Consider the following 26,182-nt stretch of genomic DNA (forward strand, 5'->3'; position numbering starts at 1 on the left):
CTTTTTTTGTTTGCTATTGCAATCCTTCTTTTTAAAACAATAATTATATATTGTAAAACGATAAATTTTGTGATAAATTCGAACTGCGATTACGAATGGAAAGGGGCCATGTATGAACAGCGAACCTATCATTAGCTTGCAAAACGTAACGAAGCGGATCGGCCGAACTACAATCGTCGACGATCTTACATTCGATGTGCCGCAAGGCGAAATTTTCGGCTTCCTTGGCCCGAACGGGGCCGGCAAAACAACGACGATCCGCATGATCGTCGGACTGATGTCGATTACCAAGGGACAGATTTTGATTAAAGGGAGAAATATTAAGACCGAATTCGAGCAAGCGATCCGTCACGTCGGAGCCATCGTTGAAAATCCGGAAATGTACAAGTATTTGAGCGGTTATCTGAATCTCGTTCATTACGCCCGAATGGTACCTGGGGTAAGCAAAGAAAGAATCGACGAGGTCGTTAAGCTGGTCAAGCTGGAGAACCGCATTCACGACAAAGTCAAAACCTACTCGCTCGGCATGCGTCAGCGTCTCGGAGTCGCTCAAGCACTGCTGCATCGGCCGTCTCTGTTAATACTGGACGAGCCGACGAACGGTCTGGACCCAGCGGGGATTCGCGAGCTGCGCGATTATTTGCGGCAGTTGACCCGCACGGAAGGCATCACGGTTATCGTCTCCAGCCATCTTTTGTCCGAGATGGAGCTGATGTGCGACCGGATCGCTATTCTCCAGCAGGGCAGGCTTGTGGATGTGAAGCCGATTCAGCATTTTACACAGGGAAGCGGTCAATCGCTGACGTATCGGATCGAAGCGCAGCCGCCGGAACTGACGCTGGAGGCATTAAGACATATGGATGGAATCCAGGCGGTCAAGCTCCTTGAGGAGGGGGATGTCGAAGTTACAACCGAAAGGGAGCGCATTCCCGAGATTTTGACTCAGCTCATGCAGCGCCAAATTCGTATTTATGGCGTTCAGATGGTTCGTCAATCGCTTGAGGATCGTTTCCTGGAAATAACGGGGGGGAAGCAAATTGTTTAATCTTGTACGCAATGAAAACATGAAAATTTATCGACGGCTGCGAACGTGGATTTTGGTCGGATTTATGATCGCGTTGGTGCTCTTTGTAAATATAGTGGAATGGCATTCCGAGGGGAAACGATCGCAGGGAGATGGCTGGCGAGCGGAAAGACAGCAGGAGAAAGAGCGCCGGCTCGAAACGCTGAAGAAGCCTGAACTGTCGGAAGAGAGCCGCACGTACAATCTGCAGCAAATTGCCGTCATCGATTACGAACTGGAGCGGAACATACGCACGGCGGAAGGGACTTTGTGGCAAGGGGTGAACGGTTCGGCCGCACTGGTGCTGGTGATTACCGTGTTCACCATCATCATCGCGGGGGACAGTCTGGCCGGCGAATTCTCATCCGGCACGATCAAGCTGCTGCTCATCCGGCCGGCCAATCGGCTGAAGATTCTGATCGCCAAATATGCTTCTTCGCTTATGTTCGGCATCCTTTTGCTGCTTACGCTGTTTGTCGTTTCTGTTTTAGTGAACGGGATCTTATACGGGTTCGGACATCTGGATCTGCCTTTGATTCAAGTGACGAATGACGGGTATATCGTGGAGAAGAACATGCTCCTCAATCTTTGGAAAACGTATTTGCTCAACGGGGTTTCCACGATTCTCTACGTCACTATGGCCTTTATGATCTCGTCCTCCTTCCGCAGCAGCACCATGGCCATCGGCTTCTCCATCGCCACTCTGTTCGCGGGCAATATATTGCTGGAAGCGCTGCACCGCTTCGATTGGAGCAGATACCTGTTGTTTGCAAACACCGACCTCACCCCATATTTGAGCGGGCGACCTTATCAGGACGGAATGACGCTTTCGTTCTCCATCTTAGTTCTTGCAGTTTACTTTGTTGCCTTTAATCTGATCTCCTGGTTTATGTTCACGCGAAGAGATGTGGCGGCTTAAACGGGAATGAATCGATCGTACATGGACGCCTTGCGCATTCTCGATTAGCCGACTGCATGGATCGCGATGAATAGAGTTTAAAAGTAAAATAAGCCGCCTGAGCTGAACTGTATCCTGATCGTTAGACGCGATCGGCTGTTCGGCAGGCGGTTTTTTTACGTTTTTTATCCCAAAACATTTTTATAAAAATGATTAGTATTACATCAGGCGGTAGGATTTTACATAATCGAGAGGCGCACTCCTGACGAAATTATGATCACCTTGTCAGATCAAAAATCCGGAGAAATTTCCGGCATAGCCTATTACCGGGTCAGTGTCCATAATAACGAACTTCAGGCATCCGCATTCGGTGTCGGGTGACAAGAACATTGTCCCATTAATTGTCGCGATAATCGCGGCTTTTGCTTTTTATGAGATAAAGTTCTTGTCAATTCTCCGTGACAAGAACTTTATCCAATTCCCGAAATTGACAAGAACTTTATCTCATTCCCGACAAGCCAACTGGTCCATGTGTTCACAAGTAAGCGATTAAGCTCAATAAAACAAGGCGCAGCTTTGAGTATTCGGGTACAGTACTGGATTCCGGCTTGCAGCTTGGGCGGTGTTTGTGCGAACCCTCGCATTCCAAAATTGTATTTCGAAAAAGCGTGGAAGCAGATGCCTGTGAGCGGACCAGGCGCGCTTCACAAAAGTCTTATCGCGCCTTCGTATTTGTATGCGATTCATTCAGATCCTGCACGGAGTATGAAGCCATTCGCAAGTGCGGCGATCGTAGGAGATTACGTGTTACCCAATTACGCCGACATCCAGATGCACAAGCGCGATTGGTCACCTCGTTGCTGTTCCGTCATCAGGCGCGCTTGTGTTGGACACATGCAGCATGTGTGAAGAAAGCCCGCTTGCAGATCGCAGCACGTTTCAGCGATCCGCAAGCAGGCTTCATAGCATTTCACGCTAACGAGCGGCGGATGTACGAGTGCCGATGCAGCTTTGTTTGCAGTCTGTAACCCTACAGCTTCTTCATGATATAGGAGGGGGGTGTCCCCATCATTTTCTTGAAAAGCCGACTGAAATAATAAATATCTTTGAAGCCTAGGCGTTCTGCTACTGCGGTTATGTTGTACTCTCCGCTTCGTAACAAATCGCTTGCTTTGCCGATTTTGATTCGGTTTTGGTATTCAATAACCGTTAATCCCGTCGTTTTTTTGAAGATCAAGCACAAATAGGAGGGACTGATGCCGATCTCGCGGCTTAATTCCGCAATTGAAAAAAATTTTTGTTCGTTTGCATACATCAATTCCAGCAGCGATTCAACCATCTGCAAATGAGACGTTTTGTGCTCCAGAGAATCAATAATTAATAAATGCAAGATGTCCATAATGCGACTGCGGCATCGAATCCAATATCCCGGTTGTTTTCCGACCCACGCCTGAAGGAGCTCTTGAAACAATAGACCGGATCGAGTCTGATCTATATTTTTAAATACAGGCTTCAAACTTTCGAGCGCAGCCTGATCCGCGTCTCCTCCGAACTGAACATTAAACCTCACTATGATATGTCTCCATTGGTCCGATTCCCCCAATATTTTCTTGCGCGGCAAATCTTTTGGAAAAAACAATATATCCCCTTTCGAGACGCTGTAATGATTGTCCGATATATAATAATTGGTCGATCCGTGAGTTGTCAGGGAAAGCACATATCCATTCTGGGAAACCGATTCTTGAGTTGGTTGGACATTGACGGAGCTTCTCGACAGCAAGTCAACGACATAATGCAAATTTGTAATGGTGAAATCGAAATTGTCCATCCCATTTGGCGGATTCATTGACGTATTCCTCCTTCAAGATGACGCTCATTTTAGTAGAAGATTGTACAAATATAATAGAGGATATTTCATGGCTAGACAACCTTGCCCGACGATATAATATCGGTGTCGCGACAAATAGGAGGTAGAGACCAATGAAAGATTCACCTGTCTTAATCGATACCGACGTTCATAACCAGATCGGTTCGTTGTTGCCTTATTTACCGAAGGCATGGCATGAAAGATATCAAACTGTCAAAGTGCCCTACGGCGCGCAGTACTACTCGTCCGTAGGCACAAACCGCAAGGATGCGGTTCCGGACAAAGGCGGGGTTCCAGGCAGCGACCCTCAGTTTCTGATCAGCGATCATATGGATCGGTACGGCATCGATTATGCCATTCTCACCGGCTCCGGAGTTTTGGGCCTTTCCCTGGACCCGGACCCGGACTATGGAAATGTGCTTGCTGCCGCATGCAACGACGGTATGATCGATACATGGCTGAATGTAAGCTCGCGGTTCAGAGGCTCGATCTTCGTCAACGCTTCCGATCCCATAGAGGCGGCAGCAGAAATCCGTCGTCATGCCTCCAACCCTAGTATGGTCCAAGTGCTTATGGCGAGCGCTGCGCGAATGCCGTATGGACAGCGCTTCTATCATCCGATCTACGACGCTGCGAACGAGTGCGGCTTGCCGGTAGCCATCCATCCTGGCACAGAGGGCAAGGGAATCTCCGGAGCGCCAACGCCTTCGGGTTATCCTACCCGTTACATGGAATGGCACAATATTTTACCAATCAACTACATGACCCATGTGAACAGCCTTGTATGCGAAGGTGTATTCGAGAAATTTCCGAAATTGAAATTCGTCGCCATCGAAGGAGGGATCTCCTGGCTGCCGCACCTGATGTGGCGGATGGACAAAAACTACAAAGCGCTGCGTGAATCGACTCCATGGCTGAAACGATTTCCATCCGAGTATATTAAAGACCACATCAAGCTGACGACACAGCCTGTTGAAGAACCGAATAATCCGGAGTATTTATTGCAGATTTTGCACATGATCGAGGCGGAGAAAACGGTCATGTTCTCCTCGGACTATCCGCATTGGGATAATGATAATCCCAAAATGGCCTTTCCGCGGATGCCAAAAGACATGAAACAGCGTATTTTGGCGGGGACCGCAGCGGAATTGTACGGGCTGCATACGAGACCGGCAAGAAAGGACGACATTGCCAACGATCTGGCCGATCAAATCGCCAGAAAGTCGAAGCAGTCTCCCGAGCATGCTTGGGGAGAAGATGAATGAGCAGACATTGGGTCGGAAAAACAGCCGATATCGAGGAAATGAAAAGCAAGATTTTTAAAATCGCAGGAATCGAGTTCGGCTTGTACCAAGTACGAGGAAGCTGGTATGCGTGGAGCAACTTTTGCCCACACCAAGGCGCCTCTATATGCAAGGGACCTGTTTGCGGAACGCGGCTCCCTTCCCTTGTATATGAGTACAAATACGGAATGGAAGAGCAAATACTGCGTTGCCCGTGGCATGGCTGGGAGTTTGACCTGACAAATGGACAGCTGTTGGTCGATTCACACACGAAATTAAGAGGCTACCCCGTGGAAATTGACGATGGCCACTTGTTTGTAATTTTACCCAAATAATAGATGGTATGAGTAATGTTACTCTTTGTCAAAAGGGGGAATTCAAGCATGAAGTGGAATCGCTTTCATTTAAAACGTTGTATGCTGCTTGCAATCGCCTCCGTGCTGACCGTCGGCCTGCTGCCGACGTCAGCCGGAGCGCAGGACAGAAGCACGGACCGTTTTGTAAACGCCGATCAGAACGCGAATTTTGGAAGGGCAGCTTCCGAAAATCCGAATGGCGGTTCGCTTGCCTGGGAAGAGAGCTACTATCTCGACAGCTACGTGACCATGTATGAAACAACAGGGGATCGTTATTGGCTCGACAAAATCGTAGACCACACCGACAGAATGATGGGCAACGCCACCGATTACAACGGCGACGGAGCGCTGGGCTGGAAAGATCATACGGCTGCTCACAATCAGGTGAAAAATGCCAACTTTTCCCTCGTTGGGCCTGCCGATTCTACAGTCCAAATGGACGTATACGGCTCATTCGAGGAGGATGCAGACAACGATCATATTCCGGACGGTTGGGATGTGCAAGGGGCCGTTGGCAAAGCCTACCGTTCAACAGCTGTAGGCGCTGCTTTCAGCGGCTCGGCCGGCGTGATCGTCGAGAGCGACGGAAATAACGAAAACCGGCTCGTGCGGAACCTGTCCTATTCGCCCGGCATAACTTATGCGGTAGAAGCGTTCATGAGCGTAGATACGGAAATGACGCAAGCGCTCGTTGAAGTGTATAATGCGACGACGGGTGCAGTCGTCGCTTATGAGCGGGCCCATCATGTCGGTTTTGAGCGTTACCTCTTTACGTTCAAAGCGCCGTCAAGCGGAGTCCTCCAGCTTCGCCTTGCGCTGCAGAGCTATGGCCAGCCCGGATACAAAGCCTATTTTGATCACATATCGATCCGGGCTTTGGATGAGACAAAGCCGCTGCTTGAGAATGGCGGCATGGAGAAGCTGAATCCCGCGGACTCGACGTTGCCTGCCGGCTGGAACCGGGTCGGTTCTGCGAATGCGTCAGCCGTCCATACCAGTGTGGATTCCGCCTCCGGGTCCTATTCATTGGCGACCACGACGGACGGCACCTCCTGGAAAATTGCAGAACAAATCATCGACTACGTGCCGTCGCAAGCTTACACGCTATCGTTCAAAGGAAAAGTGTCCGGAACAGCAGCTCAAGGAAAAGTGCAAATTTACAATGCGACAGACGGCGCGGTCATTGCCTATACAACCTTTAACTCCACCTCCTGGACATCGGGAAGCGTGTCGTTCACTGCGCCTGCCGTTGCCGGCAATACCGTTAAGGTCCGATTGTACCAGTCAAACTGGACCTTGTCCGGGTTTACAAGTTACTATGACGATCTTGTATTGTCGGCAGTTTCCACGCTTGTGAACGGCGGCATGGAGGAGCTGAATGCGGTTGACCCGACAATGCCGAACAACTGGACCCGAAACGCTGCTGCCAACTCATCCAGCGTATATATTAGCACCTACGCAGCTACCGGCGCCTACTCCTTGGCCACGACAACGGACAATACTTCTTGGAAAATGGCCGAGCAAACGATCGATTACGTGCCGTCGCAAACCTACACGCTGTCCTTTAATGGGAAGGTATCGAGCACTGTCGCTTCCGGTAGGGTAGCCGTTTATAACGCAACAGACGGAGTCACGATCGCGACGACTACGTTCCAATCCACATCATGGGCGCCGCACAAGCTGACGTTCACCGCTCCGGAGGCCGCAGGGAAAAACCTCAAGATCCGGTTATATCAGAACAGCTGGAACTTGACAGGGTTCACCAGTTACTTTGACGATTTGCAGCTATACATGAGCTTGCCGGCGGCCGCAATAAGCAACGGCGGGTTTGAGACGGTGGACGGATCGGATCCGACTCTTCCGCAATACTGGAGCCGATTGGCGGGCACAACATCTACCGATGCGCATGTGGCTACAGGTATTAACAATTACTATACGGGTACCAAAGGAGTTATCATTCAGGCATCCGCATCCGCAGTTAAAGGGCTGGAACAGAATGTATCGTACGTACCGGGAGCCACCTATGTGTTGAGTTATATGGGGCGCGCCACAATCCCTAACGCTGAGGGCGTTGTGGAGGTGTTTAATGAAACCGACAATGTGGTACTCGCGGCCAGCACCTTTTCCGACCTCAAATGGACGAAGCGCTCGTTTGTATTCACTGCGCCAAGTGTAGTGGGTAAGACGATTAAGCTTCGCATTTCGCAGGCTGTATCGTCTGGCGGCGGATATGGTTACGTAGACGTTATCTCCTTACAGCGCCTGCTCCATACAGAAGCAGCAGGGTGGACACGCAGCTATCCAACGACGCTTGCCGAGGCCCACCGGACCAATGCTTCAACCGTCTTTAGCGATGATGCCGGCCTTGAGCTTATCCATGGTGGCACTGCAGCGCCAGTTCTATTTCAGGAGTTGTACAACTACAGACCGAATTCGCCATACGGCATTTCGTTCAGCGGCAAGGCCTCTTCCGGCGCATCCGGGCAAGTCCGCGTATACGACAAGTCGACCGCCACGACGCTTGGAAGCTGGAGCTTCAACAATACGAGCAGGCTGACCGGGATAAGCGGCGAGTTCCAAACGCCTGCTGCCGGGCATGAGCTGATCGTTGAGGTGTCCATTCCAACCGGAACAGCAGGGCATACGATCTGGGTCGATTCGTTTGAATTGGGAGAGCAATGGGAATATATGGTGCACGAAGGCGTGATCATGTCTCCCGTTTTGAGATTTGTAAATAAAGTGATTGCTGATCCTTCCTTGCATGCCGTTTACTTATCTAAGGCTCTGACTTATCGCGATTTTGCCGGAAATAATTTGTTTCACAAATGGGACCCGTATTGGAGACAGATAAGCGGAACAGATGGAGCCGATAACGGGACAGGCGTCTATTTACACCCAAAAGGCTTCAGCACAGAATGGTTCCCCGGCCGCAGCCTGCCGCATAATCAGTACTTGGCTTATGCCCAAATGCTGTATCTGCTCTACGATGCTACGGAAGGAGTGGCCGCATACGCCGCGGATCGTCCGTTATACAAGAGCAGGGCCAACGACATGGAGCGTGCGTTCAAAAGCACACTGATTGCACATCCGTTAAATGCGTTACTGGGAACAGACGCCTACTTGTGGAACTATTGGGACAGCTTTGGCGCTTGGGACAACGGGCATTATGCCAACTATCATCAAGAAGACATCTCCCATGCCGGCTTGACTATGGCGGGGGCAGTGGAGGCTTACCATCAAGGGCAAGTTTTTACCTTCGAGGATATGGCCAAACTGACCCGTACGTTCACGGATGTGATGTGGAATGGGAGTTTATCGGAACCTGTACTTTCGTATTATAATTCCAGGCAGCCTCTTGTTACGGCTGATAAAACAAATACGAACCGGTTTCATGCCTGGACCCATTTTGCTGAATTCGACCCTCTGGTCAGAGATATTGCGAATGCTGTATGCGAAGCGGACGGCTGCCCGACGGTAATCGCCTCAGACGTTGCGAAATGGAGCGGCAACAAAATCGCGAACTCCGACTTCGAACAGGCGGATTCGTCGGACGCCACATTGCCGCAGCGCTGGACGAGGCATAACTCGACATCGGCAACCGCGGCATTGACCGGAACCGATACAGGCATGAATGATTCTTCCTTATCGATTACAACCAACGGCACAACCTGGGAAATTGTGGAGCAAAGAATAGAGCAGTATGAGCCCAACACGCCTTATATCGTCTCATTCTTAAGCAAAAAATATGGAAGCGTTAACGGGAGAGTTCAAGTGTATGACTACACGACTTCCACTAATCTTGGCCAATTGATTGTATCGAATACGAGTTGGGCCAGAAATGAGTTCACGGTGCAAACGCCGGAAGCCGGCCATGATGTGCGGGTCAGGCTTTACACCTCCGCAGTATCGCCTGTCGGCTCATCGGTTGGATTTGACGACGTTCATACGTATCCATCGTTGTCGAGCGGAGAGATTGCGAACGCAGGATTTGAGACGCCGGACAAGTGGGATTCTACGCTCCCCCGTTATTGGCAGCGCGGTACGACCACGCTCCCTGCCAATGCAACCATCGATGCTTCAGACCGATTTGCGGGGGTTAACTCGTTCAAGCTGGTCTCCACAGCCGACGGAGCGGGTCAAGAGCTGTCTTACGCTTGGTCGGGCTATCGCCCAAGCGCTCTGTATACGGTTAGTTTTGCTGGAAAAGTGAGCGGAAGCGCAGGCGGGAAGCTTCGGATTATCGATACCACGACAAATATGGTTCTGGTCGATCAAGCTATCACTTCAACTTCTTGGTCATTGCAAGCGGTTACATTCACTACGCCTTCCGACTACAAGGATAAGCTGAAAGTGATATTGACGCACAATAACTCGAATGCCGAAGGTACGGTGTGGATGGACGAGTTGAACATTGCTTATTAATTGGAGGCTAAATTCACATGAAAAAGCAAGCGATCGTATATTCCTTACTCGCCAGTATGATGGCTTTGACTGCAGCCTGTTCAAGCGACAAAACGGATGGAACCGCTCCCGGCGACGCTAGGCCAGCCGATAACAAGGCCGCGACAGAAGTGAAAAAGCAGCCGGTTGAACTCGTATTTTACACGCCGGGAGCCGGCTACGACGAAACGTTTATGGATATTTTCGGCAGTGAAATTCAGAAGAAATTTCCTTATATTACTGTAAAATTTCTGTCTGCCAGCACAGGTCAATTGGCCGACCTTATCGCCTCCGGGCAAACGATCGACGTGCTGCTCGTGTCGATCGGCCAGAGTAATATGCTTACGGCTTACAACTACCAGTACGATATTTCCGAGTTGCTCAAATCGAAAAAGTTCGATTTGAGCCATATCGAGCCGTCGGCGGTCGAACTGCAAAAAGGATTTGCCAACAACGGGATGTATGGGCTCCCTGTGTTCACGAATACGCTGGCCAACTTTTACAACAAAGATATTTTTGATAAGTTCGGGGTGGAGTATCCGAAGGACGGATTGACTTGGGATCAATTGAAGGACCTGGCCAAACGTTTGTCGCGCACGGAGGGCGGCAAAACGTATAACGGTCTCGTGATGTCGTCATCCGCCAACATTGGGCTTAATCAGTTTTCAGTGGCATATATCGATCCGGTTGCGAAAAAGTCGATATTTACATCGGAAAAATTCAAGCAGGCGTTCAATCTGCTGACGAGCGTAGCGCAATTGCCGGGCAACGGATTAACGGAGGATACGTGGTCGCTCGCCGGACAGCAAAAAATGTTTTTCCAGGATCAAACCGCCGCGATGCTGCTGCACTTCGTCAACACGGGGCTCACCACATTGAAAGAGCAGTTCGACTGGGATATCGCCTCTTACCCACAGCTGCCTAACAATCCGGGCGTAGGCGCATCAACGTATCCGACTTATTTATATGTGACAAAGACGAGCAAGTACAAAGAAGATGCGTTCGATGCAATCGCTTACTTGACGACCGACGAGTTCCAAACGGGAATGGCGAAAAAGGGAATGCTGCCGATATTGAAAGACAAATCAAAAGGCTTGAGCGAATTCGGCAAAGACAATCCACTGCTCAAAAATAAAAACGTCAAGGCGCTCATTCCGGACAAGTACGCCCCGTCGGCGTTGATCAGTACGGAAATCGTGACAGCGCAATCGCCAGGCAATGCCGCCTTCTTCGAAGCGTACCAAAACGTTGTGCTCGGCACGAAAGACGCCAATACGGCGCTGCGCGAAGCCGGAGAGAAATACGACGCCAAGCTGGCGGAACTATTTAAATAAACTTAAATTAAATAAACACATCTTACAGTGGCTCCCCGCAAAGTACTTGGAATACGCTTCGAAGAGAGACTTTACTTTGCGGGGTACCGATAGGAGCGAATCAACATATGAAGAAGTTCAGAGCCGTCATCGTCGGAGCGGGAGCAATCGCACGTGACCATGCACGTGTGCTGAGGCACGACCAGCGCACGGAATTGGCGGGTATCGCCGACATTGACTACAGTAAGGCGCAATCATTGGCATCCGCTTCGTATACGGTCGCTTACGCCGACTACAAGACGATGGTCAGCGAGCTGCGGCCAGATATCGCGATCATTACGCTGCCTCATTTTTTGCATAAGTCGGCAGCGATCGATTGCATCGAGCGCGGTTGTCATGTGCTGATGGAGAAGCCGATGGCGCTAAATGTTGAGGAGTGCGCGGAGATGAACGCAGCGGCGCGCAAGCGCGGCGTCTATTTGGCCGTCGGCCATATTCAGCAACATTACGCGGCGAACCGTAAGGCGAAGGAGATCATTGCTTCCGGCCAGTTGGGACAGCTCGTCTCGATATTCGAACGAAGACATAATCAGTACTTTTTGCCGGAGCGTCCGGACTGGTTTCTCGATAAGGCGAGGTCCGGCGGAGGCGTCATGATCAATCTCGGCAGCCATTGTATCGATAAATTGCAGTGGATCGGCGGATCGCCGGTTACGAAAGTCAAGGCGTCGTTGACGTATCACGGGACGCGAGGCAACGTCGAGGGGAGCGGCAGCCTGCTGATGCAGACGGCGGCCGGCGTATCGGCGATGATCTCCATATGCGGCTACAAAAATGTGCCGGTCAATGAGACCGAATTTTTAGGCACGGAAGGCCAGCTGAAGCTGATAGGGTCGAATTCGCTCTGGATCGCCGGTGAAGATCGAGCCTATACGCAGGTCGAACTAGGCGAGACGGTGAATGTATTCGACGTGCAGTGGAGCGCTTTTTTGGACGATATCGAAGGGAACGGGCCGATGGACAATTCGGGCGAATACGGGCAGTCGGTATGCGCCGTTATCGATGCGATCTACCGTTCGGATGCAACCGGAACGGAGCAGGACGTCATCACAGTGCCGTCTCCTAACGTGCTTGTGTAGCCGATCCGGACAGCAGCCGGAGCATCGGGGATTCGGAGGAATCCGCCCCGTGCTCCGGCTGCAATCGTTATTACGGCCGCTCCCAGTCGAGTCGCGGTCAGGATTTCTATGAGGCATCGGAGAAACCGATGTACAACACACCCTAAGGGCAACGACCACGTAAAGGAGCAAGAATCGGACCATAGCCCCATCGTGACATGGGAGGATAAGCCTGTAGGTAAATGCGGAGATCCATCGTGCGATCAATCCTATTAAGAAGCAATCCTGACTAACGGCGGAAGCGGGCTCACCTCACATTCATCATACAGTTTCATTTCCAAGAAGCAGAATCTCGCACTATTAAAACGGTCTTCATGACAACCGATTCAGACTCGTCTTCTTCGTTGCCGTTCAGGCAAACTGCATCAAGTTGTTCGATTATCACGGCGTACCGCAGAAGACGACAAGTTATTATAGTTACACACAGTTCGACAATGTAACGAATGCTGATGCTGAACAAGTTATTGTTATGAGTTCAAACAACTTAAGGGGATGGATAGAACAAAAAGGCTATCCCAGTGATGAAAAAATAATGAGATATATAATCACATATCTTGAAGGCGGCGAGCCTTCATTCAAACATAAAATGGATATGTATTCAATCGTTATTAATCAATAAAAAGGGCTAGATAAATTGGATGAACCCGATCGTGTGTCGTTAGACAAGAAGTTTTCGGCTTGCATTTTCGTCCAAAGTTTGAAGGGAGCGTTGCTCACAAAAAACGCCTTTTGCACGGTGCCCTGCTTTCTATGAAGCAGTTAGTTTGATGTACTGTCCGTTAAATATAATGAAGGCTATTCCTTTGACGAGCTTGCGGAACTATTCCACCTGAGTGAAGAGCGAATTCGCGGAATTATTTACGAGTACAAGGCTAAGTAGAGCAGTGTAAAAAGAAAAAGAATCCGGCAAATGCAATGCCGGATTCAAGAAGTGCAAAGCCCGCGATCCTACCAGGATCGTGGGCATGCTGCTATTGAGCGACTACGGCAAAACAATCAGAGTAGCCGACTTGGCGGGGAGACGAAGCTCAAGTCCAGCCGGGCTGCCTTCTTGCGTGCCTGCGGCCGCTAACCGATGAATCGCGTCGAAGCGGTAAATCCGAGCTGTGCCGCTGAGGTTGAGATCGGCGGAAAGGCTCGCCGTTCTCGCCTCGGTGTCTTTATTGAATAACAACACGAAGGCCCGGCCATCCTTCGACATAATCGTATACGCACCCACCGCATCTACGTTGGAGCTAGTCGTGCTGACGACGTTGCCTTGAATTCTGCTGCCGGCTCCGTCATAGTTCAAGAACAGCTTGAATGCGTCTTCCAGCGGCGAAGCCGCCGGCACGGTCCCCCAGCGCATCGCATAATCCACGCCTTCCCGGGCAAAAATCGCCAAAGCTTCCGCTTGCGCCAGACCGCTGCCGATGCCCGTCCCGTCGCCGAAGTTATACTCCGATATCGACAGCTTCGTGCCAGGAGCGCTGCGTTCGATAATGTCGTGCATCCGGGGCAGCAGCTTGACGGGTTCTTGAATCCAGGAGGATGCATCCGCGAAATTCGGATCGTATAACGACTTCAAGGAGTGAAACCGGCGCTTGGTCATGGCGGCTGACTCGTCGCTGCTGAAAGGAACGTTGTTTTCCGCCGGGTAGTAATGAATGTCGAGCACGTCCACAAGCGTGATACCCGTCTGCCGTTTGTATGCATTCACTTTGCTTAAGTACCATTCCAAATAGGGCTTGCCCTCATGAGCCTCCATGTCGGGACCGGCCGAGCAGCCGTCCTTGGCCGAGTAAAAATACTCGCACCAGCCCCATGACACCGGACCGAAAATTTCCGCCCCGGGATCGGTTTCCTTGATCGCTTTGGCATATTCCGTCGTATAACTCCATACTTCGTCGTAGGTCGTCATTTGCGGGTGAACATCCCAGTGGGAATGCGGCCACAGCATCGGTTCGTTGTCCAGCGCATATTTGTGCACGAATGAACCGAAGTCTTGCTTCAGATGGCGGATCCAGCTTGTAACGAATTCCGTTCCAACACGCTTGGAGGTGTCTGTCGGATCGTTATCCGTCACGTAGCTTCCATTTGCGAGTTTACCCGTACCGGCGTCGGACCGGCAGCCGACTTCTCCATGATCGCATTCGTTACCGGCTTGGGCTCCGTATTTGCCCACGGAAAAGCTCCACGCAATATCCCGGCTTTTCGGCGTCCAGCCGATCGTCGGAACCTGGAGCAGCACATCGGTGCCGCTGTTTTTGGACGCCGCAACAAATTGATCGGACAGCGATCCGTTCGGCAGTTGGGACATAGTGCCCGGGCTGCTTGGAATGCTCAGGAAGTACCAATCGGCGCCGCGGTTTGCCGTATCCAGCTGCCAATTGTAGCGGGTCATAACATTGCCGCCCCAGCGCTTGATCGGAAAGTTTATCGTGGAAGCGCCTTTTGACGGTATATCCTCGAAATTTACTCCAAATATTCCATCGCTCAGCGCGCGCCGATCGGCACTGGTATCGATCGACACGTGGACGACCGGCAGCTCCGGTTCGGGAAGCTTCACGGTGTCCGTCGTTTTCAGCCAGTTCACATCGTCCATATATACAGGTTCCTGGCGGTGTTCGCCCCGAACGGAGACGACCATACCGTCGAAGGCCATGCTGCTCACTCCAAGGCCCGCGAATATGAGTCTGACATCCGTCCACTTGTCGGCGGGAAGACCGTTCGGCCAAACTTCGTCCAGGTTGAACTCCCCTGTTATATTCCGCCCCTGCATCATGGTCACCCGCAGCTTCTGTCCGCCTGCCGTGCCGCCATGAAGCTTGAACGTCACTCCGTAATAATGGGTAAGATCCATCAATGTATCCCGGTGAAACCAGATCGCTTCAAACCCTTTCGCCATGAAAGAGAGAGGCTTTTCGCGGGGGGAAGCCGAGACGGGTGCAGCATTATCCCCGGACCAGCTCCAGTCGCTGTAGCTCGCGGACCGTGCTTCCGCAAACACCGACTCCTTTTTATACTCTGTGACTTGAACGTCCATGGAGGATGAGCTGCTTTCATAGCGGGCTGTAATCTGGACATGGCCGCTGTGATGGGCAACGAGCGCTCCATTGCTATCTATGGATACGATGGCCGGGTTGCTGGAGGTCCACTGCGCTTCAGCAGTTACATCTTGGGCTGTGCCGTCACTGTAACGAGCTTCATAGAATAGGCGCGATGTATCCCCGGGAGCCAGCACCATTCCGTATTGAGACAATACACCCTCTAAAAGCGTCGGAGCCGCAGTATCGTTCTCCAATCCGTCGTTTGTCCGATCGGCGTATACCGCCAGCTCAGCCGGATGATTCGATGCGACTGCCGCTTCCGATCCGCCTGCACCACTGCCTATGATTGCAACAGCGGCTGTAAATATGGCTAGAAAGGAACAGAGTTTGATATGCGTTCGACGCTTCACTAGAAGGTCCTCCAAGAAAGTCATGATGGTCTGCGTACTAATTATGTAAAATATTCCGGTGAAACACAAGCATCGAGTAGCGAGCTGTCGCCTTCGACGCTAGAATCCGATCGTTGAGGAACGGTAGTATGGTTAAGTAAAAAACAAAAATTCCCAATCAAATAAATAGTTAATGTAGTAGCATTAATTATGGACAACCTTGGTTCATTCTATAATCCCAAATTAGGAGAGGTGAAGGGTTAATATGAAGGAACGTTTCGATCACATAAGAAACAAAGTGGAGGTATTGCTCAATTCCAGAGTAGATGAAATAAGTAAAATGGAAAACGTACCAAATAATTCAGTCTACAAAGTTATTGTAAATAACAAGTCTTACATTTTTAAAATATATAAACAAAGAACTTGGCCGGAAGACGGGAAACTCGTGTTTATCCATAAAAAACTAATGGAAAGTCATATTGACTGTGCAAGGATCATTGCGTTTGACAGAACCGATCCGTGCTTTCATACCGGATTTTTGCTTGAGGAATGTTTGCCAGGAGTAACCGCGGATCAGGTTGCATTCGATGACAAATCGGGGAAGGAGTTTTATAAAAAATTAGCGTTGCTGGTATCGAAAATCCATCGAATACGCATAGAAAACTTCGGCTATATCGGCAGTGGTATAGCAGGGTACGAATCATTTATCGAGTTCATGGAAGATAAATATGATGAAATCGCGAATGCATTGATTAACAAGAAAGTATTCGATGAAAACTGCCTGGTACAGTTAAAAAAACCGGCTATCGCTGGACTTCGACTATGCGAAAACCTGCCATCCGTATTATGTCATGGCGATTTATCTACAAAAAATGTAATTATCGGCGAAGAAGGCAGTCTGACTCTAATAGATTGGGATGACGCCATGTCCTATAATTGGATAGCGGACATATCCAGATTGACTTATTGGATGAAGTTTAAGATCAGCCAAAAAGAATATGAATTATATAGAAATACGTTTTTGGAGCATTACTCAACCGAAGGCTCGATTAACGTGTTCCATGCTTTGGAACTTACCTTTCATGTATGGATCGGTCTGGATTTTTTGAACTTCTACGCGAACACCCCTCGATTTGAAAACACATTGGCATATTTCAAGGAAACAGTAGAACAACTTACATAAGCTATCGGCAAAACGAATAAGCCGCCCTAAGGCGGCCCTATTAACTGTAATGCCTACTTTCACTTAATGAGCATAACCGAGGAATCCCGGGCGGATTGGAGCAGAACGCCGTCGTCAGACGCGAGCACGCGAGAGATCGGATCGGCCACTGCCAGCAGCAAGCCGCTTGAGCTGTCCAGAAGTACAGCGCCGTAACGGTCGTTTTCGCCTAATCGGCACAGTAACCGATCTTGCAGCACCTGAACGCTGACGACCGGAGTTCCCCACGCGAGCACATCTTCTCCATCCGGATTGGCCCAATACAGCTCGGAGCTTGGGGTTGTGTAAAATACATTGCCTTCCGCGCTATCAAACCAGGTTACGGCAAAGTCTGACAGCAGCATTTCGCCTGTTCCGTCCAACTCGGAAGCGTACAGCGCTTTGTCGGCATCTTTGACATAATAAAGCATACTGTCAAGGATGCGAAAACGGCTTACTTCGGCGTCTACGACTTTGCCGGATTCCCCAGTCTTTAGATTGATTTTGTAAATTTTATTCGGATCGGTTTGCCCACGCGAGCCGAGTACATAAGCATCATCGCCGATAATAGCAGGGGAGGAGCTATCGTGACCAGCCCCGAAGCCGCTGCCGTACGTGACGTGCCAGCCAAACATCAGGCTTGGATCGCCAACCGCCTTGCGAATGGTGCTCTCCTCCCCCGGAGGCGACAAATACAGGTTGCCGCTGCGAGGTGGAACCCCGTAATTGATGATCAATGTGCCATATGGAGTTTCCCGGAAGTTCAAATACCCTACATGCATCAGTTCCGCCTTGCCGTCATCGCCGATTCTCACATATTCGTCGTGACCCATGGTGGCCCCTCCAATATGATAAGAGAACCACAAGGTGTTGTCGCGGATTTGAAAAGATAAGCCCCCCGATAGCCCGTACCGGCTACTTAGGGTATACGAATAAATCTCTTCTTTATCGTTTGGCTGCTGCATCGGAGCCCGATACACGTGGAATGTCATTTCGTTTTCGTTCGTTACAGCGTAGTAATAATACCCCTTGTACAAAGCAACGTCATTCACGCTCGTATCTGCAGGCATGTCGAGGGTCAGAAGTTGCGGGTTGTGCGACCGAATCGTAAGCCCGGCCGAGTTGCCCCACTCGTAGTCCCACCCGAATTGGTCGTGTGCGAAGCGCCAGGTTAGCGGGAAATAGGTAACATCGCGAAAGCTTAACAGAGGATGCTCTTCTTTGGCGTTGTCGATCGTGCCGCCGTTGATCGCGACGGCCGTGTCGGGAATCTCTGCCGTGTAGACGGACGCATTTCGACGGTCGGATAGGCTCGGCATGTAGGAGGAGGTTACCGGACTCTGCTTAATAATCAAGCCTTCAGCTTGCGACCAGGTCGACTCCAAACCGAGCAGCCTGCTATCGTACCACGTCATTGGGAAGTAGGTGATCCCGTTATAAACGAGCAGCGGGTAGTCGCGGTATTGATTTTCCACCTTGTGCCCGTTCAGGCTCACCTGAAAATCCGGAAGCGTAACCATTACGCTCTTCTCTGCGGCTTGACTGCGTGCGGCAGGGGCCAACAAGCTCATGCATAATGAAAATACGAGCGTATATCCCATCCATTTGTTTCGCATCGTACGGTCATCTCCTCTCATTGAGATTAAACGCGAGGAGATGGGAAAAGTTTCTATTTCGCTTGTGTTCGACTATTATTATAAAAAAATATAAGATTTCCCTCGTCTTTATTCTTTCGCATAATAAAATCATCCTAAACCAAAGGAGTGAATGGATTGGAGTTACAGTCTAGGTATTCGGTGAGGGAGCTCAGACCGGAGGATGACTTTGAACGCATATGCCGCCTAATGGCAAATAGGGACATACAAGCTTTTCCCCGTAGTCCGGAGCGAGTCCGGAGCTTGTTTTTTCCAGACGATCGGGAAACGGGGCCAAACCTTAAAGGATTTGTCGCAGAAACAGAATCTATGATTGTCGCTTTTATCAGCGTCGAACTTCGTGGTAAAGATGGGCATTTGATGTACTTTATTGATGAGCCGAATCCCCAGCTAGTTCTAACCGAGTTACTCGATAGGTGTGCGCAGTACGTAATCGAAAGCGGGGGGAAACGGCTTACTTATTTTGTATCCACGGAATTCGGTCAAATTTATAATCAAGAAATTGCTTGGCTGGATCGTCTTGGGTTTCAAAACATCGATCCTTATGTACGCGTTTCGGCTAGACTTCTATTGAGCGAATGGAATCCTCCCGAGCAGTTGAATACCGAATCCATTCACACAGAATCGCTGAGCTTGGATGAAGTGCATCGGATGCTATTGGACGATGGTAGCATAACCAATGCGTATATATTCAGATTCCAGTTTCGAACGGTCAAGCCCAGTAACGTGATGTTGACGATGAGAAACGCAGAAAACGAAATAATCGCAGTCGCTTATTACAAGGTCATAGAGAAATCGAAAGATAGGCTTTTGGGGTCCGCCTTTAACGTTCATTTTAGACCCAAATTCGAACTCCTTCGCGCGGAAAAACGGAGATTTTTGCAAGGAGCCTTATGGTCGATGAAGCAATTGGACTTGCACGACGTTAACTCGCTTATGTCTCTGAAGGAAGTCGATACGTTTACACTTATGGTCCGGGAAGGTTTCGATCAAATCAACAGTCACTACTTCGGCTGGCCAAAATGCTCGAAACGGGACATGAGTAAATACAAAAACGCACGCGACGTGCTGCCCGAAAGCTTGATTCGAGAAATTCAAAAATATGTGCGAGGCGAGCACTTATACATCCCTCAAACCGAGAGAACGGGATGGGGAAAAAAGAGCGGCACTCGCGCCGAAATAGAACGCAGAAATAAGGAGATTTACCGTCAATATATGGATGGCATATGCGTAGCGGAGCTGGCGGAAATGTATTTTTTGAGCGAGGAACGAATAAGAGGGATTTTGTATCAGCATAATGCCGAATTACAATGAACCATAAGAGGAGCTGCCGGAAATGTGCCGGCGGCTCTTTCTTAGTTTTGTGCACAAATATCTGAATTTTTATAGCCTATGACATCTCAAAACCTAATATTTGGTTTGAACCAGCGCGGCCTGCCGCCGCTGCTTCAAGGAATCAGCTTGATCTGACTCGATATAACCCCAAGGTGAATGGCTTCGTGCATCAACGCGAAGTTGAACAGCTGGCCGGCCGTAGCAAATTGAAACGGGCCCATTTCAAATGGCGATTCGAGACGTTTCTCCAGCATTTCGGCCGTAAGCTCGCCGAATCGCGAAAGCTGTGCAGATAAGTGTTGAACCAGCTCCTCCTTCGTCGGCGGTGCGATCGTCCACTCCGACGGCTTGGTGCCGGAGTTAAACAATGATTCATAATACGCCGGAATGGCGGAAGAAAAGCCGAACGAAAGCGATGCATATTGGTCCATCCAATAAACGATGTGACCGACATTCCAGCGAATGGTATTATTAAAGCCAGCAGGCTGTACATCGAGTTGAGCTTCACCAACGCCTTTAATGTGCCCGATAACGATCTGACGCAATACGTTACCCGTATGAATAATCGATTGTGCTGTCATAATGGAACGCCTCCCGATAAGTGGTTTGTAACCTTTCGTCTTACATTCCCAATATATCTTTCTTACCTGGAAGCAACAATTACGAAAATCCGATGTTATCGATCGGTTTTACTAATGATGGAGTGGAGGAATTGGTGTAATGGAGCTGAGACAACTTGAGTATTTTTCCGCCGTATGCAAGGAAATGCATTTTTCGAGGGCTGCCGAGAACCTTAACACCACACAATCGAATTTGAGCCAGCAGATCAAGTTTTTGGAGAACGAACTCGGGCTGCCGCTGTTCGATCGCATCGGCAAACGAATCGCGCTGACGGATGCAGGCAAGCTTTTGCTGGAGCAAAGTCAGCTCATTTTTGAACGGATCGACCACATCAAGCGAGCGATAACGGATCTTAAACAATTGGAAGGCGGCACGCTGGACATGGCCATACTCCCGGGTGACGGCGATTTGCTGTTCGATGCGCTGTTGACCGATTTTCATCTCGCCTATCCGAATCTATCCATCAGCGTAACGGAAACGATGGATGTGTACGAGCAAGTGATGGAGGGGAGAAGGGATCTTGGCGTGACGACCGTACCTTCGAATCCGGATGATCGCCTCTCGGTTATCCCTTTATTCCATGAGGAGTTTGCTTTAGCGATCCATGCGGAGGATCCTCTTGCGAAGTCCAAAACGATCTCCTTCGATCAGATTCAGCAGTTGAAGCTCGTTTTGTTCGGTCCGGAACACCAGATTACGAAGCTGTTCCATGCCCGCTGCCAGGAAAAAGGGATACCCATCTACAATCCGATCGTCACCTCCACGTTGTCGACGCTTCTCTCATTGGTCGAGCAGGGAATCGGCGCATCCATTCTACCGCGGCTGCTGCTAGATTATTTGAACCGTGATAGCATCATGGCGGTTACGCTGCTGAATCCCTCACTTAGCCAAGATATTTGCATCATCCATCGGAAGGACAAATTTATGGGGCAGGCGGCGAAAGTATTTATCGGTGAATTGCAGTCTTTCGTTCAAAGGGTCGAGAAGCATTCCGCACGCTCACTCGGATAGCTAAAGTGAAACAAATTATATGCGTTATGAAATAATCCTGTATGTTCGCGTTCTGATCGCCTCTATATAATGAAATAAAGTTTGATAAGAAAAAAGAAAGAAGGCGCGGCATGCAGGATTATTCCAAGAGAGAACAAATCAGAACACAGGTGCTCGTCCTTGGCGGCGGCGCCGGGGGAATTGGCGCGGCGATAGCGGCGGCGCGCGAAGGCGCAGAGACGATTCTGGTCGACCGGCAGGGCTTTGTAGGCGGAAATATGACGATAGGTTTGCCATTGCTAGCTTTTCTGGATGCTCAAGGCCGACAGGTGACAGGAGGCTTGCCCCAAGAGATTGTGGACCGGTTGATCGAATTGGACGCATCGTTCGGCCACCGGGAATGTCCCTTGCATAATTCCACGACCGTCATTGACCCGAACATCATGAAGATCGTGCTTTTCGAGAAAATAAAAAAATATGGCGTTCGTCCTCTGCTCCATTGCGAGATTATTGGAACGACCGTCGAAAACGGCGAGCTGAAATCTGTTATTGTGAAGGGTAAGGGCAGAGAAATCGAACTGTTCGCCGACGTATTCGTCGATGCGACGGGCGATGGCGACGTTGCGTTTATGGCGGGAGCCGAATTTGAAAAAGGGCAGTACGCAAACGGCGAAACGCAGCCTCCTACCTTGATGTTCACAGCCGGCGGCTTCGATCTGCAGCGATTCATGAATTTCCTGGAGGATCACCCGGAAGAGTTAAAGCACGGCTCATCCATGAAAATACGTCCCGGATACACGGCGGAATTTTTACGGGCCAGCGAGAATCATGTGTTCGTCGGCTTAAAAAATACGATTTCCAAGCTGAGACAAGAAGGAAAATGCCCGATTGATCGCGATACGATTATTTATATCAATTTGCCGAGAGAAGGCTATATCGCTTTAAACTGCATTCGCATCCTGAACTTCGACGGCACCAAAATCGAGGAGCTGAGCCGGGGCGAGGTCGAGTCTCACCTGCAAATTCTCCCGCTCATTCAGATGCTGAAGGAGCATATCCCCGGCTTTGAGCATATTTATTTGTCCTCCATAGCGCCATTTTTGGGCATTCGGGAAACTCGCCGGATCAAAGGTTTGCAAATGATAGGCGAAGAGGCTGCTGTTCATGGAGTCATTCCCGAAGACACGATCGCGCTTGGATCTTATATTATCGATATCCACAGCGGTTCGGGCGATTCCACCATTATCAAATCGCTTGCCGGTCCTTATGGAATCACGTACGGGGCGACGATTTCCAAAGACATCAAACGGCTCATGTTAAGCGGCCGGTGCATCAGTGTGGACCCGGTTGTGTTTGGTTCTTCCAGAGTGATGCCTACCTGTATGGCCGTAGGCGAAGGCGTGGGCATCGGAGCCGCTATAGCGGCGAAGCAAAATATAGCCCCCGAAGACGTGGATGTACAGGCGATCAGACAAAAACTGCGGGAGCATGGGGCAATCCTCTCTTTAGACGAAACTGTAGATTAGGAGGATATCGTGATGTACGAAGGGCAATTGACTTTTTTCGGCGGGGTGGGGAAGTCTGGAGGCGTACAGGTCCTATTCGGAAAAGGGAAGCAAGGTCTGCTGTTCGATTTTGGCGTAGAGCACAGCAGCTTGCTGTTCCCCAAACAGTTGACGCTGTATGAGCCGGTAGGAGCTACGCCCGGCAGGGAGCTGCGGCAATTTCTGCTGGGCGGAATGACGGCCCCGCTGCTTCAGCTGTACGACCCGGAGTTGATCAAGGGGTTGGATACGCAGAAGGTGCGCCATGTTTGGGGCGACCGTGAATTTCCTGCTTACGAGCAGATTAGCCTGTTCATCGGACATATGCACACGGACCATAACGCCGTTCTGCCTTATGCGAATCCGGATCTTCCCGTTTATTTGAACCATGATACCTATTCCTTATACCGGGGCATGGTAACGGGAGGCCACACTCCGGATACCGCAGCGCGTATTCAGGCTTGTGACGATCTAAGCGTTGTCGATTTCGGCGAATTTACGATGCAGATCATCGAGATGGACCATAATGCGACGGGGGCGGCGGGTATTTTGATCGACGACGGCGTCCACACAATCGCCTATACGGGGGATTGGCGTCGTCACGGCAAACATCCGGAGAAAATCGACCGGTTCATTCGGCTTTGCCGCGAGAAACGGGTGGACCTGCTGATCACGGAGGGTACGCGTCTTGCGGCCGATCCGTCCGCCGAGATTTCCCGTCAGATGACGGAAGACGAACTGCTGTCCAGGTATTCCGATATGGTGAAAAAGTCGGAGGGACTCGTATACTTACAAATGTCGCCCCGCGATTTGGAACGCATGGCGAATATGATTGCCCTTGCAAACGAGAACGGGCGGAAAATCGTCATGGAGGCGTCCCACGCCCTTATTTGGCATGGCGCCAATCGTGAAGGGCTGCGTATTTTGGAAGGGCATCCCGCACTTGGCGCAAATATCCGGGTTATCGACGCCACTGTGCCAAGCGGCATGTCCATGCCATACGAGACGATATCGCTAGAGGAAGTAGCCGCGTGTAAAAATCAGTACGTGTATTTTTTCAAGTTTCCCGATCTTGCCCATATGATTGAATTGGAAACGCTGGGAGATTGGCAAGGGCGCTCGCATTTCATTCAGTCCGATTACAGCGTCAAGCTCGATCACCCGGATGTGATGAAATATTTGAAAACGTTCGGAATTACAGGTCATTCCTTATGCAACGGCGGACACGCGCATCCCGAAGCGATCGCGGGTATGATCGAGGACATTGCGCCGAGGGCGGTCATTACGTTGCACAGCCGCCATCCGGGGTCGCAGCAAACAAGAGGGAGTTACGCGTATCATCCCGAAAAAGGAGAGACGGTGACGGTGTCGTCCATTCTTGCATCGGCCATCCAAGCCGGAAACCGATCCTAAAGCCGACTTGAAGCAAAGGCATTCATAGTGAAAGTGGAAGGAGCCGACCTATTATGGCAGTGATCACTTTTGTCAGACACGGTGTTACCAATCACAATATCGAAAAGCGGGCGCAAGGGCATACGCAAAACCCGCTGAACGAAGAGGGACGAGCGCAGGCACAGCTCGTTGCAAGGCGTCTCTCCGAAGAACAGTGGGACGTATTCCTCTCCAGCGACCTGAGAAGGGCACGGGAAACGGCGGACATCGTAGCTGCTGCGATCGGCAGGCCGGTTGATGAGTTCGATCCGCGGCTGCGCGAGATGGACCGAGGGAAGATCGCCGATACGACGGAAGAGGAACGGGTAGCGCGTTGGGGGAAAAACTGGAAACAGCTGGATATGGCCCAGGAAACCCATGAGTCCATGCGTGCGCGCGGAATCGGCTTTATTCAGGATATAGCTTCGCGTTATGCCGGTAAGAGGGTGCTTGTCGTCACTCACGGCTATTTCCTTGGGCAGACTTTGAAGGAATTGATGCAGGACGAGTCGACAGGCAGCGAATTGCGCAATACTTCCGTCACGACAATCGCCCATGACGGCGAGAAGTGGGGCTATTTGCTGTACGATTGCACCAAGCATTTACCGGATCATACATGACGGTGTTTCTAACAGCAGAAAGAGCCGGTTCTCATGCAGATTAGCAGGAGACCGGTTCTTTTTACTTGGCTGCGTGGTTTAACGGGCCGCTATACCCGGTTCATCTCGCGGTATTTGGAAGGCCGCATCCCCATGCTTTTGGCAAATACAAGACTTAAATAAAAACCGTTCTCATAGCCGCATCGGTCGGCGATCTGATCCAGCGTCATGTCGGTATCCAGCAGCAGCTCGGCTGCTTTGCGGACGCGCAAGGACTTGACGAACTCCGACGGCGTGAGGCGGAACGCTTTGCGGAAACGGCGCGTAAACTGGACGGGGCTAAGGCCAAGCTGGCCGGAAAGGTCGTTCATGCCGAACGGGGCATAGGCATGGCGGTAGAGCCATTCCGTCGCCCGGTTCATCAACTCGTCTTCCGAAACGGGGAGATCCTCAAGCTGATCCTTCAGATCCCCGTCCTCCCAATCCTCGCACGCAAGCTGCCATAGATCGTTAAGCATCATCTGTTTGCGGTGGAAACTGCGGGCATCGCCGGCGAGATGAAGCTTGCGCATATAGGCGAGATTCGAAAAAAGCCGCTTGCCATCCGTCGGATGGGACTTTACGGTAGGCAGCGCCTGCTTCGACTCGAACGGTCCGCTTCCGGCGAAGTTGAAGCCGATATAATGAAGTCCAAGCGGTTGCACCATTTCACGATGAAACGTGCTGCCCGGCGGGCAAAAAATAAGCTCTCCGGCGCTTGCCTCACCGCTTTCCCCATCAATCCGGTAGCGGAATTTCCCCATTTCAACGGCAAACAGGACCCACACCGGATACGTATCCGCCTGCATTTCAAATTGTTCTTTGCGTTCGAAATAAAAGTGATAATCCAACAGCAGCTGCCGGTCCCACAAGCAATGCGCGTCCATGTCGAAGCTCGCCTCCTCTGATGAAATAAATTATATCACAAATGATAAAATACTGTATGTTAAA

19 protein-coding genes and 1 pseudogene are annotated in these 26,182 nt (G+C 50.5%); 15 read left to right on the forward strand and 5 right to left on the reverse strand.

Annotated features, from left to right (window positions below; translation table 11 throughout):
* Positions 1-112: 112 nt before the first annotated feature.
* Positions 113-1,045, forward strand: coding sequence for an ABC transporter ATP-binding protein (locus D7M11_RS03565; protein WP_120745794.1), 933 nt, complete (start codon positions 113-115; stop codon positions 1,043-1,045).
* Between the two features lie 19 nt (positions 1,046-1,064).
* Positions 1,065-1,982 carry an ABC transporter permease gene (locus D7M11_RS03570; RefSeq protein WP_193556094.1) on the forward strand — a complete coding sequence of 306 codons (918 nt, stop codon included), beginning with the start codon at positions 1,065-1,067 and terminating at the stop codon, positions 1,980-1,982.
* Positions 1,983-2,991: 1,009 nt separating this feature from the next.
* Here D7M11_RS03570 and D7M11_RS03575 read toward each other — a convergent pair.
* Positions 2,992-3,789: a helix-turn-helix domain-containing protein gene (locus D7M11_RS03575; RefSeq protein WP_193556095.1), complete on the reverse strand. Its 798-nt coding sequence runs from the start codon at positions 3,787-3,789 to the stop codon at positions 2,992-2,994.
* Between the two features lie 152 nt (positions 3,790-3,941).
* On the opposite strand from D7M11_RS03575, the gene D7M11_RS03580 reads away from it, so the two are divergent.
* The 7 genes and pseudogenes from D7M11_RS03580 to D7M11_RS38000 all read left to right on the forward strand — a co-directional run bounded on the left by D7M11_RS03580 (position 3,942) and on the right by D7M11_RS38000 (position 13,278).
* The gene (locus tag D7M11_RS03580) at positions 3,942-5,093 is read left to right on the forward strand and encodes an amidohydrolase family protein (protein WP_120745797.1); all 1,152 of its coding nucleotides are present in this window, start codon (positions 3,942-3,944) and stop codon (positions 5,091-5,093) included.
* Positions 5,090-5,446 carry a Rieske (2Fe-2S) protein gene (locus D7M11_RS03585; RefSeq protein ID WP_120745798.1) on the forward strand — a complete coding sequence of 119 codons (357 nt, stop codon included), beginning with the start codon at positions 5,090-5,092 and terminating at the stop codon, positions 5,444-5,446. The genes D7M11_RS03580 and D7M11_RS03585 overlap by 4 nt, the downstream gene beginning before the upstream one ends.
* A gap of 48 nt (positions 5,447-5,494) precedes the next feature.
* A complete protein-coding gene (locus tag D7M11_RS03590; protein WP_158606408.1) occupies positions 5,495-9,889 on the forward strand; it encodes a carbohydrate binding domain-containing protein in 4,395 nt (1,464 codons plus the stop codon).
* Positions 9,890-9,906: 17 nt separating this feature from the next.
* Positions 9,907-11,241, forward strand: coding sequence for an ABC transporter substrate-binding protein (locus tag D7M11_RS03595; RefSeq protein ID WP_120745800.1), 1,335 nt, complete (start codon positions 9,907-9,909; stop codon positions 11,239-11,241).
* Between the two features lie 107 nt (positions 11,242-11,348).
* Positions 11,349-12,359, forward strand: a complete 1,011-nt coding sequence (locus D7M11_RS03600) for a Gfo/Idh/MocA family protein (protein WP_120745801.1) — start codon at positions 11,349-11,351, stop codon at positions 12,357-12,359.
* A 431-nt stretch (positions 12,360-12,790) separates the two neighbouring features.
* Positions 12,791-13,017, forward strand: a pseudogene (locus D7M11_RS37880) (hypothetical protein); the annotation flags it as partial.
* Between the two features lie 153 nt (positions 13,018-13,170).
* Entirely contained in the window at positions 13,171-13,278 is a 108-nt protein-coding gene (locus D7M11_RS38000) for a hypothetical protein (protein WP_158606449.1), read from the forward strand.
* A gap of 102 nt (positions 13,279-13,380) precedes the next feature.
* Here D7M11_RS38000 and D7M11_RS03610 read toward each other — a convergent pair whose 3' ends face one another.
* A complete protein-coding gene (locus D7M11_RS03610) occupies positions 13,381-15,837 on the reverse strand; it encodes a glycoside hydrolase family 44 protein (RefSeq protein ID WP_158606409.1) in 2,457 nt (818 codons plus the stop codon).
* A gap of 244 nt (positions 15,838-16,081) precedes the next feature.
* Here D7M11_RS03610 and D7M11_RS03615 point away from each other — a divergent pair, with 244 nt between their 5' ends.
* Positions 16,082-16,999, forward strand: a complete 918-nt coding sequence (locus D7M11_RS03615) for an aminoglycoside phosphotransferase family protein (RefSeq protein WP_120745803.1) — start codon at positions 16,082-16,084, stop codon at positions 16,997-16,999.
* 59 nt (positions 17,000-17,058) lie between these two features.
* Here D7M11_RS03615 and D7M11_RS03620 read toward each other — a convergent pair whose 3' ends face one another.
* On the reverse strand, positions 17,059-18,633 hold the full coding sequence (locus D7M11_RS03620) for a DUF5050 domain-containing protein (protein WP_158606410.1): 1,575 nt from the start codon (positions 18,631-18,633) through the stop codon (positions 17,059-17,061).
* A 282-nt stretch (positions 18,634-18,915) separates the two neighbouring features.
* Between D7M11_RS03620 and D7M11_RS37885 the strand changes: the two genes are divergently transcribed.
* On the forward strand, positions 18,916-19,986 hold the full coding sequence (locus D7M11_RS37885; RefSeq protein ID WP_338042468.1) for a CD3324 family protein: 1,071 nt from the start codon (positions 18,916-18,918) through the stop codon (positions 19,984-19,986).
* 134 nt (positions 19,987-20,120) lie between these two features.
* Here the strand turns inward: D7M11_RS37885 and D7M11_RS03630 are convergent, their stop codons facing one another.
* Complete coding sequence (locus D7M11_RS03630) at positions 20,121-20,588, reverse strand: DinB family protein (protein ID WP_120745805.1); 468 nt, start codon at positions 20,586-20,588, stop codon at positions 20,121-20,123.
* Positions 20,589-20,727: 139 nt separating this feature from the next.
* Here D7M11_RS03630 and D7M11_RS03635 point away from each other — a divergent pair, with 139 nt between their 5' ends.
* The 4 genes from D7M11_RS03635 (at position 20,728) to D7M11_RS03650 (ending at position 25,213) form a co-directional block, all read left to right on the forward strand.
* Entirely contained in the window at positions 20,728-21,639 is a 912-nt protein-coding gene (locus tag D7M11_RS03635; protein ID WP_120745806.1) for a LysR family transcriptional regulator, read from the forward strand.
* A 110-nt stretch (positions 21,640-21,749) separates the two neighbouring features.
* A complete protein-coding gene (locus D7M11_RS03640) occupies positions 21,750-23,144 on the forward strand; it encodes an FAD-dependent oxidoreductase (RefSeq protein ID WP_120745807.1) in 1,395 nt (464 codons plus the stop codon).
* Between the two features lie 12 nt (positions 23,145-23,156).
* Positions 23,157-24,575 (forward strand): MBL fold metallo-hydrolase, encoded by a 1,419-nt coding sequence (locus tag D7M11_RS03645; RefSeq protein WP_120745808.1) that lies wholly within the window; start codon positions 23,157-23,159, stop codon positions 24,573-24,575.
* Between the two features lie 53 nt (positions 24,576-24,628).
* Positions 24,629-25,213 (forward strand): histidine phosphatase family protein, encoded by a 585-nt coding sequence (locus D7M11_RS03650; protein ID WP_120745809.1) that lies wholly within the window; start codon positions 24,629-24,631, stop codon positions 25,211-25,213.
* A gap of 89 nt (positions 25,214-25,302) precedes the next feature.
* On the opposite strand, the gene D7M11_RS03655 is transcribed toward D7M11_RS03650, so the two are convergent.
* Complete coding sequence (locus D7M11_RS03655; RefSeq protein ID WP_120745810.1) at positions 25,303-26,118, reverse strand: AraC family transcriptional regulator; 816 nt, start codon at positions 26,116-26,118, stop codon at positions 25,303-25,305.
* Positions 26,119-26,182 lie beyond the last annotated feature (64 nt).

The sequence above is a fragment of the Paenibacillus ginsengarvi genome (assembly GCF_003626695.1).
Classification (GTDB): domain Bacteria; phylum Bacillota; class Bacilli; order Paenibacillales; family NBRC-103111; genus Paenibacillus_AB; species Paenibacillus_AB ginsengarvi.

Excerpts from the sequence above, each read along its gene's own strand:
- D7M11_RS03565 (WP_120745794.1), top strand. The coding sequence starts at position 113 with ATGAACAGCGAACCTATCATTAGCTTGCAAAACGTAACGAAGCGGATC.
- D7M11_RS03570 (WP_193556094.1), top strand. The coding sequence starts at position 1,065 with ATGAAAATTTATCGACGGCTGCGAACGTGGATTTTGGTCGGATTTATG.
- D7M11_RS03575 (WP_193556095.1), bottom strand. The coding sequence starts at position 3,789 with ATGGACAATTTCGATTTCACCATTACAAATTTGCATTATGTCGTTGAC.
- D7M11_RS03580 (WP_120745797.1), top strand. The coding sequence starts at position 3,942 with ATGAAAGATTCACCTGTCTTAATCGATACCGACGTTCATAACCAGATC.
- D7M11_RS03585 (WP_120745798.1), top strand. The coding sequence starts at position 5,090 with ATGAGCAGACATTGGGTCGGAAAAACAGCCGATATCGAGGAAATGAAA.
- D7M11_RS03590 (WP_158606408.1), top strand. The coding sequence starts at position 5,495 with ATGAAGTGGAATCGCTTTCATTTAAAACGTTGTATGCTGCTTGCAATC.
- D7M11_RS03595 (WP_120745800.1), top strand. The coding sequence starts at position 9,907 with ATGAAAAAGCAAGCGATCGTATATTCCTTACTCGCCAGTATGATGGCT.
- D7M11_RS03600 (WP_120745801.1), top strand. The coding sequence starts at position 11,349 with ATGAAGAAGTTCAGAGCCGTCATCGTCGGAGCGGGAGCAATCGCACGT.
- D7M11_RS03615 (WP_120745803.1), top strand. The coding sequence starts at position 16,082 with ATGAAGGAACGTTTCGATCACATAAGAAACAAAGTGGAGGTATTGCTC.
- D7M11_RS03620 (WP_158606410.1), bottom strand. The coding sequence starts at position 18,633 with ATGCGAAACAAATGGATGGGATATACGCTCGTATTTTCATTATGCATG.
- D7M11_RS03630 (WP_120745805.1), bottom strand. The coding sequence starts at position 20,588 with ATGACAGCACAATCGATTATTCATACGGGTAACGTATTGCGTCAGATC.
- D7M11_RS03635 (WP_120745806.1), top strand. The coding sequence starts at position 20,728 with ATGGAGCTGAGACAACTTGAGTATTTTTCCGCCGTATGCAAGGAAATG.
- D7M11_RS03640 (WP_120745807.1), top strand. The coding sequence starts at position 21,750 with ATGCAGGATTATTCCAAGAGAGAACAAATCAGAACACAGGTGCTCGTC.
- D7M11_RS03645 (WP_120745808.1), top strand. The coding sequence starts at position 23,157 with ATGTACGAAGGGCAATTGACTTTTTTCGGCGGGGTGGGGAAGTCTGGA.
- D7M11_RS03650 (WP_120745809.1), top strand. The coding sequence starts at position 24,629 with ATGGCAGTGATCACTTTTGTCAGACACGGTGTTACCAATCACAATATC.
- D7M11_RS03655 (WP_120745810.1), bottom strand. The coding sequence starts at position 26,118 with ATGGACGCGCATTGCTTGTGGGACCGGCAGCTGCTGTTGGATTATCAC.